This is a genomic window from Spirosoma daeguense (assembly GCF_054776875.1).
This window is the reverse complement of record NZ_BAAHBF010000009.1, coordinates 391,084-407,040: the sequence shown is the minus strand read 5'-3', so window position 1 is coordinate 407,040 and position 15,957 is coordinate 391,084. Positions and strand designations below refer to the sequence as shown.

At 48.5% G+C, this 15,957-nt stretch carries 5 protein-coding genes; 4 read left to right on the top strand and 1 reads right to left on the bottom strand.

Annotated features, from left to right (window positions below):
* Positions 1–5,230: putative Ig domain-containing protein (locus tag ACYVD4_RS27580; RefSeq protein ID WP_460951149.1), on the bottom strand; the 5,230-nt coding region annotated here is incomplete at its 3' end.
* 655 nt (positions 5,231–5,885) lie between these two features.
* On the opposite strand from ACYVD4_RS27580, the gene ACYVD4_RS27575 reads away from it, so the two are divergent.
* The 4 genes from ACYVD4_RS27575 to ACYVD4_RS27560 all read left to right on the top strand — a co-directional run bounded on the left by ACYVD4_RS27575 (position 5,886) and on the right by ACYVD4_RS27560 (position 15,953).
* A complete protein-coding gene (locus ACYVD4_RS27575) occupies positions 5,886–9,878 on the top strand; it encodes a hybrid sensor histidine kinase/response regulator transcription factor (protein ID WP_460951148.1) in 3,993 nt (1,330 codons plus the stop codon).
* 224 nt (positions 9,879–10,102) lie between these two features.
* On the top strand, positions 10,103–11,266 hold the full coding sequence (locus ACYVD4_RS27570) for a beta-alanine-activating enzyme beta-propeller domain-containing protein (protein WP_460951146.1): 1,164 nt from the start codon (positions 10,103–10,105) through the stop codon (positions 11,264–11,266).
* A 54-nt stretch (positions 11,267–11,320) separates the two neighbouring features.
* The gene (locus ACYVD4_RS27565; protein ID WP_460951144.1) at positions 11,321–12,559 is read left to right on the top strand and encodes a DUF4249 domain-containing protein; all 1,239 of its coding nucleotides are present in this window, start codon (positions 11,321–11,323) and stop codon (positions 12,557–12,559) included.
* Positions 12,560–12,620: 61 nt separating this feature from the next.
* The gene (locus tag ACYVD4_RS27560; RefSeq protein WP_460951143.1) at positions 12,621–15,953 is read left to right on the top strand and encodes a carboxypeptidase-like regulatory domain-containing protein; all 3,333 of its coding nucleotides are present in this window, start codon (positions 12,621–12,623) and stop codon (positions 15,951–15,953) included.
* Positions 15,954–15,957 lie beyond the last annotated feature (4 nt).

The following is a 15,957-nucleotide window of genomic DNA, read 5'->3' as shown; positions in this document are numbered from 1 at the left end:
GACCAAAGGGCTGACCCTGAACGCCTACCTGATTGACAATCGGATTGGCTACTGTTGGCGGGGTGTTGGTAGCCGTTTGTTCCACCACCGTCAGGAGGAACGTCGCATGGGCCCGTAAGCCATCCGGGTCGGTAGCCGTCACCGTCACGCTACGTACACCGGCCAGGGTCGGTACACCCCCAATCTGCGTTGGAGCACTGAAACTTAGCCCATCTGGCAAACCGCTCACGGTTAGCATCAGGCTATGGGGTGATTCATTATCAGTGAACGTGTTTTGGGGTATCGTATACCCGAAGCCTTCCCCAACTCTAGCCACCTGATCGGTCAATGGTTGGTTAATCCGTGGGGGCGTGTTCGGCTGTGGGCTCTGGCAGTCGGCTAGCCAATTGTAGGTAAACGTAGCTTCTCCCTGTGTTCCGGTTTGCTGAGCTTTGAGTACCACCACCGGATTGTCGTTGTAGAGTTGCAGCGTGTATGGTCCCGGAGCCGTTGTGGGAAACATCTCATTCACCGCCGAAATACTGACCGGTCCTCCCGTAAGCCCACTATACTGCGGACTAAAGCTGACCACGTAGCGGTTACTGGCGATTTGCTGGCACGTATTGGTCGTTACTGCCGTGATGGCAAAGGTCCCAGCCGGAGCCGTTGTCAGGCTCACCACCACGGTGGCCGTGGCCCGACAACTATTGGCGGAGACTCCAGTCACGGAATAGGGCCCGGCCGCATTGACGACAATGAAATTGGCCATTTCTCCAGTCGACCAGGTATAGGAGGTAGCGCCATTCGCTGTTAAGGTAGCGCTCTGTCCACTGGTAATGAGCAGCGACGGATTGGCCGAAATGGTTACCGATGGTACGTTGTTATCCTGAAAAACCTGTGCCTGAGCGGTGGCTTTACAACCATTTGCAGCCGTTACAGTGATCGAATAAGGCCCTGCTGACGTAGCATTGATAGTCTGCGACGTAGCGCCAGTGCTCCACAAATACATACCACTACTACCTATCGCACTCAGCATCACCGACGACGTAGCACAGCTTAACGTAGCACTGGTCGGGTTAATACTTACCGTGAGGGCATTACTATCCTGACTCACCTGAACCGAAGCCGTAGCAGTACAGCCGTTGGTCGAAGTCACTGTAACGGAGAAAGTCCCCGAATTATTCACCGTGCGTACGGCACTGGTCGAGTTATCGTCCCAGCGGTACGTTCCCCCACCCGTGGCCGTCAAACTTAAACTGGTAAATGAGCAAGTCAGTGTTGTGCTGGCCGGGGTGAGAATGTTGGCCGTGGGTGCTGTTGTATTGCGATCTATAATCTGGGAAGCTGTAGCGGTACAACCAGTTGGAGACGTAACCGTCACCGAGTACGTACCTGAGCTAGTAATACTACGGATGGCATTCGTAGAATTGTCATCCCACAGGTATGTGCTTCCACCCGTTGCTGTTAACGATAGACCAGGAGTATTACAGGTCAACGTAGCGCTGGACGGAATAAGAATAGTGGCTGTGGGGGCCGCATTGACGGTCAGGCTAGTGGTGGCCAAAGGTAATTGTATTACACCAAGTATAGTAGCCGTCATCGTAAAGGTCTGTGGTCCCAACACCGTCGGGGTTAAGTCCACCTCGATATTGATAGTCGAATTACCCGGTGTGGCGTTCGTATTGCCACTGATTACGTCGGTGCCGTTGGTTAATTGGTAGGCTATGATACCTCCTACTGCAATGGTTACATTGTTTATCGAATAGGTAAAGCGAACGGGATTTCCCAGACAGCTACTGCTGGGCGTGGCTGTCAAGGTAGAGCCGGTAGTGGGGAACGACTGAATCTCCAACGTAGTGGTGGTAGTAAACTGGGGGCAGGCTCCACTGGCGGCTACGGTATACGTAACGGTATAGTTACCGGGGTTACTGCTGGCGGGGGTAATCTGGCCCGTGCTGGCGTTGATATTCAATCCCGCTGGAGAGGCCGTATACGTACCACCAGCCGTACCCGTGCGCGTTACGTTGACGGGGGCGCTATTGGTCAGGAAAGATGATCCTGCATAAGCAATGGTGGCACTGGCCGGTTCGGTGACCGTCAGACTGGTCGATGCCGAATAATAGGGTATCCCAGGCGCGACAGTTGTCATGGTAAAGGCCTGTGGCCCCAACACCGTCGGGGTTAAGTTCACTTCGATTGTCACACGGCCTGTTGAAACGGGCACCACGCCCGTGACTACGTCGGTGCCGTTAGTTAGTTGGTAGTTTGCGACCTCATTTATTGTGAAGTTTGGATCAGTTGCTGAAAACGTAAAGTGAATGGGACTACCGAGACAACTGCTAGGGACGGCTGTCAGGCTGGGAGGCAACGGTGCCTGAATGTCCAGAGTAGTGCTGGTGGTAAATTGTGAACATGCACCACTGGCGGCTATGGTGTAGGTAACGGTGTAGTTGGCCGGTGTACTGCTGGCGGGGGTAATCTGGCCGGTACTGGCGTTGAGGCTCAGACCCGCTGGAGAAGCTGTATACGTACCACCAGCCGTACCCGTGCGCGTTACATTGATTGGTGCGGCTGTGGTGGAGAATGGCGAGCCCGAATAAGCAATTGTAGCAGTTGGCGGAGTCGTACTACCATCGATGACTTGTGAATCGGTAGCGGTACAGCCATTCGGGGAAGTCACCGTCACCGAGTATGTTCCTGAGGTGGTCACAGTCCGTATGGCATTGGTCGAGTTATCATTCCAGCGATACGTACCTCCGCCGGTAGCCGTCAGACTCAAACTCGGCGTACTACAGGTTAACGTAGCACTGGCCGGGGTGAGAATGTTAGCAGTTGGCGGAGTCGTGTTGCTATTGATAACTTGAGTGTCAGCAGCGGTACAGCCATTAGGCGCAGTAACCGTTACGGAATATGTACCTGAAGTCGTGACGGTCCGTATGGCATTGGTGGAATTATTGTTCCAGCGGTACGTTCCCCCACCAGTAGCCGTTAGGCTCAAGGCGGTAGTCGTACAAGTCAACGTAGCACTAGCGGGAGTAAGAATGTTAGCAGTTGGCGGAGTGGTATTGCTATTGATTACCTGGGAATCAGCAGCGGTACAGCCGTTGGGTGAAGTCACCGTCACCGAATACGTACCTGAAGTCGTGACGTTACGTATGGCATTGGTGGAATTATTGTTCCAGCGATACGTACCTCCGCCTGTGGCCGTTAGGCTCACACTCGGCGTACTACAGGTTAACGTAGCACTGGCCGGGATAAGGATATTGGCTATGGGGGGAGTGGTATTGCTATTAATCACCTGCGAGTCAGTCGCGGTGCAGCCGTTGGGTGCAGTGACGGTGACCGAATAGGTACCACCAGTAGTAACGTTACGTATGGCATTGGTCGAGTTATTATTCCAGCGGTACGTTCCTCCACCTGTGGCCGTTAAGTTCAGGGCGGTGGTCGTACAGGTCAACGTAGCACTGGCCGGAACAAGAATATTGGCCGTGGGCGGTGTATTATTAATAGAAATAACCTGCGAATCAACCGCCGTACACCCGTTGGCATTGGTAACGGTTACCGAATACGTACCTGAGGTGGTCACAGTCCGTATGGCATTGGTGGAGTTATTGTTCCAGCGATACGTACCGCCCCCAGTAGCCGTCAGGCTTATACTCGGGGTGCTACAGGTCAGCGTAGTGCTGGCCGGGATGAGAATGTTGGCCGTAGGCAGTGCGTTCACTGTTACGTTAACACTGTTCGTTGCCAGACAACCAATAGCGTCACTGGCCAGAACGCTAAAACTGGCTACACCTGCTGTTGTTACTGTGGCTGAAGTAGAATTGAGGTTGGGATTACTCAGAGAAGCGCCAGTTGGTGCAGTCCAGGTGTAATTGTAGGGAAGATTTAGGGAATTACTGGCAGTTGCCTGCAAACGAGTTGGGCTACTGGCGCAAACCGGATTGGGTGTAGCTAGCGCGGTAACTGCTACAGTATAGGGAGTACCATCAAACTCAGCCGCCCCAATATCAATGGTACGTGCTTTACGAGGTTTGCCCAATACGTCGGTTGTGGTTGAATTAGCGGCATTGTCACCTGCACCAATGGCCGTGGCGCAGGGGAGTAATTGAGGCCCCGAGGTATTAATAAAAGGTGTGCGGCTAATGGTCTGATTATTACCACCAGCGGTATAATTTGCCATCCCCGCCTGCAAAACCGAGTAACGGACGTTGATTATGGATGTTGGAGTGATTCTAATAAGAGCCCCTGCTCCCGCATTATCCCACAGAATACAGTTTACTAAATTGGACGTAGCACTATTATTAATTACTGCCCCTCCCGGGTTACTACGAAAAGTACAATTAGTCAGGTTGATTGTATTGCCAGATGAACCTACAGAAAACCCCGAACCACCCGTAAAATAGCAGTTAACTATATCTACATCAGCCAAAGCTGAATAAATATCCTTGCCAAAGGAAGAGCTGTTATTGATAAACTGACAGTTAATCAGCTTGGTTGGTTGTGTCTGGCCTTGCTGAAAGATGGCCCCGCCACCGTTGTTGTATTCGCTAGTCGAGTTCTGGATAAATATGCAGTTTAAAAAACTAGGAGAGGCCTGCCAATTAAATACGCCACCACCAAGGACATCATAGGCAGTTGTTCCATTATAACCATTCGCATTCCCTCCTGTTATTACGACCCCATCCAAAATGGCAGTATTATCAAGGTTATTAAGAAAATGGTTGAAAACGTGATAACAATTGTCGCTTGGATCGTTGGGAGTTCCAATATCACCAGACAATGTCGTTGAGGAGGGCATGGCTGTGCGGGCGTTTGTATTTCCCTCCGTACCATTCACGCCGGTAAAGCCGCCCAGTACGCTCACGCCATTCTTAAGCGAAAAAGAAGATGATCGCGACGTACCAGGCTTATAGGTACCGCCAGCAATCCAGACCTGATCACCGGAAGCAGACGCGTTGATCATAGCCTGCAAATTGCCCGATGCCTGACTCCAGGAAGAGCCATTGCCCGTTGCCCCTGCCTTTACGTAGCGAATGGTGGCCGCCAGCGCTCTGGCTGAGCCTGTGCTAATCTGATGTTGTTTACTAGTAATTCCGGAGGGGGTTGGGAGCAGAGACGGAAAAGTTAAAGTGCTGGCTTGATTGGACTGGGCCTGACTTGATACACTGGCCCATAGGCTCCATAAAAGAATGGTAAAACATTTTTGCATAACCTGGCGGCTGGCCAGGAGTAGTAGAAAAGGTTTCATAAAAAAGCGGTTTTGTTGAGAGAAAGAGGATAAACTGGAAAAGCAGAAGCGCCAACCCCTGAATTGTTGCTGCCAAAAGTCAGCGCTAGTCGGGAGGATGGCTGGCAGCCATGAGCAAAGTAGAATAGAGGAGAAATGCCTGGCTACAAAAAATAAGAGCTGAGCGAGATATCTGTGCGTAGGAAACGTGTTTCATACTATGAGTAATTAGTTGATTAAACAAATTCTTAATCGAACGAATTAGAATCCCCCACTGGCATGCTCCTTGCTAGTGATGGTGGTGATATAAGTGGCGGTATTAGGTAGCATCGTACATCGTATATTACTTTGAATTTGGTAACCATTGATCTGAATTTTCGACAAAATGAATTACAATAGTTTCTCTATTGAAAAAATAGAAAACATAGTATATTCAACTCATCAAAGATCTAAACTTGATATAAGAGAGACTGTCAATTCTGTCTCAAATGCTGTTAATTCTGTCTCAACAAATCCATTTTGATAAAAAAAACGTAGTATTTTTCTAACGCACCTTTTCATCAGCAACACTTTACGTAGTGAATGGCTTAATCGGCTTTGTTGGCTTTCAAAGGCTACGTAAAGAGCTAAAGCCTGTTACTTTTCCCTTTAGTTACTCAACATAATCAGACCTGCTATGGGCCTGTATACCCTGATCCGGCATTCTTTTCTCTTACTAGTAAGTTGGTCTATAAACCTGATTGGTAATTTTTCGCTGGCGCAGTCTACGGCTTTACCTGTACCAAGAGTAATTAATGATCGACAAGGGTTACCTCAGGCGTATATCACTGGCATTGTTCAGGATCGGCAAGGGTTTATGTGGATCGCTTCACGCGACGGACTTTGCCGCTATGATGGCCGCACTTTCCGAATTTTCAGGCCGTCATCTACCGGCAAACCATCGCTTTCCTACCCCGGATTAATCAGGCTTTTACTGGATCATCATGGCATGATCTGGATCGTGAGCGAACGAGGGGATCTGGATCGGTTTGACCCACGTACCGAAACGTTTACAAACGTCTCACAACTGCCTGCGTATAAGAAAGTATTTCAGCAGCCCGGAAGTATCTTACTGGACCGACGTGATCGACTCTGGCTTGGTTTCGTTGATCAGGGAATAGGCTTGTACGATACACGTACTGGGCAATGTAAGCTGTATCGTCATCAGAAAGGCCAACCCAATTCCTTGTCCGATAATGCAGGCGTCGGATTTGCCGAAGACAATCAGGGACGTTGCTGGGCCGCCACCCAAACAGGGCTTACGTATTTCGATGAAGCGAGTCGGCGCTTTACGACACCTGCTTTTCCCGTACCTAAGGACACCTTAATCGGACTCTACCGAACTCCGGATGGTCAGTTCCTGATTGGCACCAGCCAGCATTTGATCAAGCTCAATCCGCTCACTGGCCAAACGCAACGATATCCCCTTCCCCGCTTTAAGTTCCTGTGGAACCAAATGCAGTTTACAACCGATAGCAAAGGCGTAATCTATTTTCTGCGAGAAGGTCAATTGTACCAATATACCACGGAAGGCCCTCGATTGCTTAGTTCTTCTACCATAACCTCGCATGTTGAGGAAGGACGAAGTTTGTGGGTAGATCGATCTGATGTTCTTTGGGTTGGGACGAATGGAGGAGGTATTCGAACGTATGATCTGAGAGCAACTCCTTTTCAAACGGCACCTTATCAGACTTCCTTCCACGTCGATTTGTTTCGGCGCTGGTTAGGTGTTCAGCAACCGTTGCCGGCCTTATCGAACATGAATCGCAACGGCTACGACTTTCGGTATACCATAGATCAACAGCATAGGATTTGGTTTAACATAGCTAGTAAACCGTTTCAACGGCTGGATTTAGTGAGTGGTCAGGTAACGACCATTCCAGCACCTGTGCTCCCGAAATGGTCTAGCCCCTTCCCTATGGCTACCGATCCAGCCGGGCAGGTATGGGTAGGTCATGATTCGTTAGCCTGGCAGTACCAGCCAGAGACCAATAAGTGGATTCCGTTTCCGCATAAAATACGGATTCCGGGTGCGGGCGTTCAATTACAACTGGTTGTCGATCAGCGGGCACTCTGGGTAGCTAGTTTAGGCAGGGGTTTAATTCGGGTTGATCGCCGAACAGGAGCGCATCGGCCGTTTCCGCACGTTGCTGCCGACACAGCATCAATTGGTAGTAATACGTTATTTTGCCTGTCAGCCGACCCCGCCGACCCGAATCGGTTATGGATCGGTACGTTCGGGGCTGGGTTGTGCGCCTTTGACAAACGTACCGGTAAAAGTCGACGTATCACCGAAGCCGATGGGCTCCCCAATAACGTGATTTACTCAGCCATTCCCGATGAGCAAGGGTATCTCTGGATAGGCACCAACAAAGGCATCTGCCGCATGAACCGCAAAACATTTCAGATGCGAACCTATACGCATGAAGACGGATTGCTGGCCGATGAATTTAACCGGTTTCATTTTCTGTATCTACCCAGTCATGGTTCTGCTGAAGAGAAAATTTACATGGGAGGGCTGGAAGGCATCACCACTTTTTCGCCACGTCAGGTTCAGGACGATCGGTTTTCTCCGACGGTCGAAATCACTCAGGTTCAGATCAATAACAAACCTTTTTCGCTGAGTAGCCCTGCTGATTCAGCCACTGTACCCTTTCTGCCCGTTCAGGTCTTACGCGAGTTGGAGCTGCCTCATGACCAAAATTTTTTAACGGTTCAATTTGCAGTAGCACAGTATAACAAACCTGAAAAGAACCGATTCCGGTATCAGCTAGAAGGACTTACCGACCAATGGGTTGAGACCAATCAGCCACAAGCTATTTATACAAATCTAAGTCCCGGTCATTACGTTCTTAAGCTGAATGCCTCCAATACGTCAGGCCAATGGAGCACGCATATCCGCACCTTGTCAATACGTATACATCCGCCTTACTGGGCAACCTGGTGGGCTTATACACTTTATGGGCTCGTCGTTTTTGGCATGGCCTATGTATTGCTACGTTCATATACCAACCGATTACGATTACAGCAGGAACTCACTCTTCAACAACAAAATCTGGCTTTTCAGGAACGGGAAACGGAGCAATTGCGACGGGTTGATGAGATAAAAACCCGTTTTTTCTCGAACGTAACGCATGAATTCAGAACGCCGTTGACCCTGATTTTGACCCCCGCCCAGCAATTAAAACAAAAATACGCGGACGCCAACGACCAGCGACGGCTAGGCATTATTGAGCGTAACGCCTATCAGCTTCTGGAACTCATTAACCAACTGCTCGATCTATCGAAACTGGAAGCGAACGCCATGCCGGTCCAGAAGTCGGTAGGTAATTTGAGCGAGTTTATCGATGAGACAGTACGTTCGTTTCGAGAGGAAGCCGAACAGTTGCGCATTACATTAAATTATCAATCGCAGCTCACCGGCGATTTTTTATTCGACCGGGCCAAGCTGGAACGTATCATCTACAATCTGGTATCCAATGCCATCAAGTTTAGTCGGGCAGATGGTCAGGTGGTCGTTACGTTACAGCAGGCAAACAATGGGTTTGTAGAAATCGTCGTGACAGATAACGGGATAGGAATTGCTCCAGAACAGGTGCCTTTTATTTTCAATCGCTTCTATCAGGCTGACGACTCGTCAACTCGTTCGCAGGAAGGAACCGGCATTGGTCTGGCCTTAGTTAAAGAATTCGTTGAGGTACAGGGGGGTACTGTTTCGGTCAATAGTCAGTCTGGAGTTGGCACAATCTTTACCGTTCGGCTTCCTTATCAACCCGCCTTCAAGGAACAAGCAGTTCAGAAAGCAGCTATTGAGGACAATCACCGCAACCAACAACTTGCTACGTCTCCACCAACGGCCGAATCTCCCCTTATTTTACTGGTAGAAGATAACAACGATTTGGCTGAGCTTATTAGCCAAAGTTTACCAGCCGAATATCGGGTTAAGCGGGCGAGCGACGGTGCTCAAGGTCTCCAATTAGCTATTGAGTACCTGCCCGATTTAGTCCTAAGCGACGTACTGATGCCGGTCATGGATGGCTATACATTCTGTGAAAAGCTGAAGACAGATCCATACACCAGTCACATTCCCGTGATTTTACTGACGGCCAAGAGTACGTTAGAAAGCCGGGTGAAAGGATTAGGGTTTGGAGCCGATGATTACATTTCGAAGCCATTCCATTTTATTGAACTTCAGCTTCGAATTCAGAATCTGCTCGATGGTAGGCAACGGCTGCGCAACTGGATACGGGAAAGTCTGTCTGAGCCAGAAAAGATTTTATCCAATTTCGAGCTGGCCCAATCAGATCCTTTCCTGAGTCAATTTTATACTATCCTGAATGAAAATCTGGATAATTCGAACTTTGGTATCAATGAGTTATCTCGCAAAATCGGTATGAGCCGGGCTAGCCTGTACCGAAAACTCGAAGCAATATCAGATTTACCAGTTAACGAGTTGATTCAAAACTACCGGCTGAAGCGATCAATCGACTACTTACGAGATGGTCAAACCATAACAACCACCGCCTATCTGGTTGGCTTTTCCACTCCTTCGTATTTCTCCCAATGCTTCCGAAAGCTTTACCAGCTCACCCCTTCTGAATTCATTAACCAATATCCCCAACCGAATTAGTACGTTCCTTATAGATTGTCTGCAATACCTTTTTGGCGTAACCTTTATTGTTACGTTCATAAAACCGGTATTACCGTCTTTTCCTTAGGAATGGCAGCCTTTTCGTTACTTCTACAAAATTCTCGTTACTTACCCGCTAAATTTGCCGAAGATTTATCATAGATTGCCAGATATAAATAAAGTTTTGTACGATAATACGTCTCTATATGCGGTTGGGCTACCCTTTGCTTCGTTTAACTGGGGTTTGGGCCTTGTTCGCAGGCCTGCTTTGTTGGCTGTCGGGATGTGACGAAGCAGTTACGTCGGGCGTTACGTCGATCATAACAATGCCGACATCGTCAACGGTTACCAAGCCTCCATCAGTATCAGTAACTGAGCCGTTTGTCTACGTAGCCAGTTTTGATAATAATCTCTACGCTCTCGATACCGCTACGGGAACACAACGCTGGGCATTTCGGGCCGACACATCGATACAGTCAAGCCCCGTTATTGCTTATGGGATGGTTTATGTTGGTTGCAACGACAACAATCTCTACGCAGTCGATGCCACGACGGGCAAAATACGCTGGAGGTTTAAAACAGGAGGCATGGTATATTCCAGCCCGGTTGTGGCCAACGGTATCGTTTATGTGGGGAGTCAGGATGGTAGGCTATATGCTGTCGACGCTACTATCGGCGGATTAATCTGGGTATTCAAGGCTCCGTTAAGCCTTTATTCTAGCCCTGCTATAGGGAACGGAATGATTTACGTTGGTAGCCAGGACAATAAGCTATATGCTGTTGACGCAACTACTGGTGCGCTACGTTGGGTATTTAACACGCAGGCTTTCCTGCTATCCAGCCCGGTTGTGGCAAATGGTATCGTTTATATAGGTAGTCAGGATAAGCGCTTCTATGCGATTGATGCCACAACTGGTAAAACGCGCTGGGCATTTACAACTGGTGGAGGAATTGATGCCAGCCCGATGATTGCTAACGGAATTGTGTATGTAGGGAGTCAGGATGGTAAATTGTATGCATTGGATGCCACAACGGGAAGTCAACGGTGGGCCTTTAAGACGAATGGTGTACTGTATGCCAGCCCTGTTTTGGCCAACGGAATTATTTATCAGGCTAGTCGAGACCATAATCTTTATGCAATTGATGCCGCTACGGGTCAGGAGCGTTGGCGGTTTACTACCGACTATGACATTTATTCAACCCCGGTCATAACCAATGGATCGGTTTACGTAGGTAGTAATGACTTTAATTTATACGCGCTAAACGTAGCAACAGGGCGCCAACGGTGGAAATTTCGAACGGGAAACGTTGTCGTATCGAGTCCAGTCGTTGCCCAAAAAAACGCTGTAGTTGGTACGTATCCAACGATTAGTGGCGGAGGTAAATAATTCAGGTAATGCGATAACGTAGTGCCCGTGCAACATTGACTGGAAGTATCGTGTATGATTAAGAACTGGCTAGAGTTGGGCTATCATATTTTCCATAAGAAGCTCACTCAAAGCTTCTTGTACATTCTTTTGGGCATAATTTCCGTCTTGCAGGGATGCATCGAAGCTTATGATCCGTCTACGTCCTTAAATGCGAATCTGATTGTGGTGAGCGGCATTGTCACTGATCTTACCGAACCGCAAACGATCAGCTTAAGTCGTTCCCGTTCGTCGGCTGATAGTGCCAGTATAAGTACACCGATTCAGGGAGCAACCGTTGTTGTGCTTATAAATGGCACAGAGCAGATCAGACTTCTTGAAAAACAGCCCGGCCTATACAGTTTTCCGGATGGTTTTCAGGGCAAAGTAGGTAATACGTATCAGTTACGCTTCCAGACACCCGACGGTACTAATTATGAATCGTCTGTAGAAACGATGGTTTCTGTACCATCCATCACCAAAACCTACGATCAATTTAATCCAGAAGGGCCAAAGAAAACAGCCAATGGTTTAGCCGTACCGGCGAATGATATATATGTTGATTTGCAGGACCCTGCTGGTGAACGGAACTTCTATTTATGGCGATGGCGGCTTTATGAACAACAAGTCTGGTGCGCCAGTTGCCAGCAGGGTCGTTACGTAGCGGTTGATATTGGCCCTGTCGGAAGTGGGCCAATCAATGTACTAGGCTGTATTCGGGATACTACGTTAAGCACATTCAACATGTTCGACTACCCCTGCCGGGGCCTTTGCTGGGACATTTTTTACAGTACCAGCATTGATGTCTTTTCTGATATATACAGCAATGGGCAAATGCAAATTGGGCATAAAGTTGCCAGTATACCCATTTACCAGCGTGATCCGGCATTGATTGTCGTTGAGCTGTTGTCGTTATCACCAAATGCATATCGGTACTACAAACTGTTTGCCGACCAGACGCAGAATACCGGAACATTGGCCGATTCGCCACCCGCCCCGATTGTTGGAAACATCAGAAATCTGGCGAATTCATCCGAGAATGTAGTTGGCTATTTTTCTGCAGCTTCGGTATCGGTAAACCGACATAAGGTTAAGCGGCAGGATGTGACTTCTGGCATTTTTCAAGGCTTATTTTATGCTATAAACAACCGATATCCAAATCTGGAATCGTCGCTACCGGGTAATCCCAGCCCGTTTGGCGTAGCGTCGTCATCCTCCCTTTGTATACCAAGTCGTAACCGAACGGATCTGTTGCCGCCCGGTTGGAATGATTAACATCGATTAAGAAACCTGAAACTTGCCTGTGGGCCAGCTATAAATGGGAAAAAACTTTTTTTTGCTTTGGTTAAGCTTGCTTATCGGTACATCTGCTTTTTCGCAGAACACCATTCGATTGTATGAAGGTAAAGCTCCGGGCTCTGAGAATTGGCCGTTGGAAGAAACGATACGTATCGATAGCTTATCAAAAACGAAGCTGGTTTATAACGTAACCAGCCCTACGCTGACGGCCTTTCTGCCCGATGCCAGTAAAGCCACCGGAACCGCTGTTTTGATTTTTCCGGGTGGAGATTTAAAAAGTCTGGTGATTGATAGCGAGGGGATTGACATCGCAAAAAAACTCGCGGAGAAAGGTATTGCTACGTTCGTTGTGAAGCATCGACTTTTTCAACAACGTTTTCCAAATGCGTTAGAGGCCCTTTTTAGTAAGGCTGATTCTGTGAATGTGGCATCATTAGCTCTTGACGATGGTCGAAAAGCTATTGAATACCTTCGTCAGCATACCGCCGAATTGAAGATACAACCCAATCGGATTGGCTTACTCGGTTTCTCATCGGGAGGAGCACTAGCCCTACACCTGGCAAGTCAATACGTAGTTGCCCGGCGACCAGATTTTATCGCTTCCGTAAATGCTAATCCACAATCATTATCTACGGTGACCGTACTGCCCGACGCACCAGCTTTATTTGTGATTCTGGCAACGGGAGACACTCAACAATCCGCCATCCAGCATTCACAACTCTATCAGAATTGGATCAAAGCAGGTCGCTCGGCAGAATTGCACATTTACGCAGCAGAAAATGATAAAACCGCTGATCAACAAGCGGAATCTTGGGAAGTTTGGCTCGATCAGTTGACAAACTGGTTGCGTGCACAAGGGTATATGAGCAAGGCCTTGCCTTCTATTGAAAAAAGCCAGCTCAGCACCGTACCATCCGAAAAGCCAGCAACAGCAAATGAACTGGTGTCAACCGTAAAAACGTCCAGCGCCAAAGCACAAACCACGAAATCAGAGTCAGTTGTATTCCAAAAAAGCCAGTCTTCATCTAATCAGGGAAGCGGCTTTCGGGTCAGTGGTGTGGTTCGGGATTCAGCTACGGGGCAGCCGTTGGCGGGGGTCGCCATTGTGATTGATTTTCGTAAAAATATAACAGGAACCAATACCGATAGTAAAGGCTATTACTCCATCGATTTGGCGCCGGGAGAGCATTTACTAGTGGCAAGATTACTTGGCTATACGCCTGCACGAGTGGTTTTTAGAGTGAGAACCGAACCCGTAACGGTCAACGTAGCGATGGTTTCCGTAGCAAGCCAACTCGAAGAGGTCGTTGTAACCACCAAGGGATTCGACCAAACGGTTCGGCAGCCAATTCTGGGTGTCAATCAACTCAATGTTAACGCCTTAAAGAAGCTACCAGCGGTATTGGGAGAAGTTGATCTGCTACGTGGTTTACAAATGTTGCCGGGCGTATCGAGTGTTGGCGAAGCGTCGAACGGTGTCAATATTCGGGGTGGCACTACTGACCAGAATCTAATACTACTAGACGAAACACCCATCTTCAACCCAACGCATATGTTCGGGCTTTTTTCGGTGTTCCCTTCCGATGTGCTCAGCACCGTCGATTTGTACAAAGGAAACGTACCATCCCGTTTCGGTGGTCGGGCCGCTTCGGTACTGGATGTTTCGTTACGTAACCCAAATCTGGACCAATTCAGCTTATCCGGTGGTGTTAGCGTCGTGTCTACTAAGTTGACTGCTGATATTCCGATTGTGAAGGGAAAGTTAGGCGTTCTGGTGTCCGGGCGGGGGGCTTTCAATGATTTTCTCTTACCACTAATCAGTGATAAACTGGCCAATATCAAGGCTAAATTCGGCGATGTTGTCATGAAAGCGTTCTGGCGTATCGATGATCGAAATACGTTGACGGCGATGGCCTATACCAGTAAGGACGCTTTCCAAACCGATCTGTTAGCCAACCTTCCGAACGTAAACGGAACTGCCACCCGCTACGATCATCAGACACTTAACCTGATGGCTCGCTGGTTTCGCACTATTTCGCCACGACTTAATTTGCAGACAACCGGTACGTATGTTCACTACGTTCCACGAATTCTGTCGCCCGAATTAAGTGGCAACGTAGTAACGTTACATTCCTCCGTTCTGCAACGACAATTAAAATCAAGTCTCAATTATCAACTGGATAGCCAGAAACTTGAATTGGGTACCGTTGGAACCCATTATCGATTGGAGCCCGGAACGCTGTTACCTGGCCAGAGCGAAAGCGTCAACTACGTAACGACACCAACCGAAAACGCACTCGAACTGGCTCTATATGCCGATTATGAGCGGAGTCTGGGCAGTAAGCTTGCCGTTTCGGCCGGATTACGGTACTCTCATTTTCTGTCATTAGGCCCATTGTTGATCAGACGGTACAGACCCGGTGAAAGCCGCGACGAATTTTCAGTAATCGACTCGACCCGCTATGGTGCAGGGCAGGTTACGCAGCAATATGGCGGGTTCGAACCTCGATTAGGGCTTCGGTATGCATTAGGTCCTAACTCATCACTGAAATTCGGCTATAATTTAATGCGTCAGTATCTTCAGGTGGTTACCAATACAACCACCCCCCTACCCACGTCGCGCTGGAAAACTTCTGATCCGAACATAAAACCACAGGTTAGCCAGTTGCTGACTGCCGGATACTTCCTGACCTTCAAAGACAACATTTACGAACTGACGCTGGAAGGTTACTGGCGTTCTACCCAGAATATTATTGATTATCGACCCGGAGCCGATTTTTTACTACAGCCATACCCAGAAACGCAACTGCTCCAAGGCAAAAGCAAAGCGTATGGCCTTGAAACCATGATTTCGAAGAAAAAAGGCGAGCTGACTGGCTGGCTAAATTACACCTATGCCCGAACCTTTAATCAGGTATATGAAGGGGCAACTGTGGAACAAAATGTGAACAACGGTAATTGGTACCGCGCCATGTACGACCGACCGCACACCGTCAATGCCAATATGACGATTGATGTAGACCGCCATAATAGTTTCGGTTTTACATTTTCCTACAGCACCGGGCGACCTTACTCCGCCCCCACCGGTTACGTAACAATCGAAGGAACACAGTACCCTTACTACGGCATACGTAATAACGAACGTTTACCTGCCTATCACCGGCTCGATTTTACGTGGAATATATATAATCCGAGTATGCGTCATCGTCGTTGGGAAGGGCGTTGGGCATTCACCGTTTATAATTTGTACGGACGCAAAAACGTGTATTCGATTTTCTTTAAAGCGGAAAGCGGTAAAACCAATGCGTATGCGTTGCAAATCTTTGGGGCTCCCATTGCATCGTTAGCCTATAATTTCGTTTTCAAATAAGCAC

What these genes read in the sequence shown, in the direction of transcription:
- ACYVD4_RS27575 (WP_460951148.1), top strand. Translation starts at nt 5,886, where the DNA reads ATGGGCCTGTATACCCTGATCCGGCATTCTTTTCTCTTACTAGTAAGT.
- ACYVD4_RS27565 (WP_460951144.1), top strand. Translation starts at nt 11,321, where the DNA reads ATGATTAAGAACTGGCTAGAGTTGGGCTATCATATTTTCCATAAGAAG.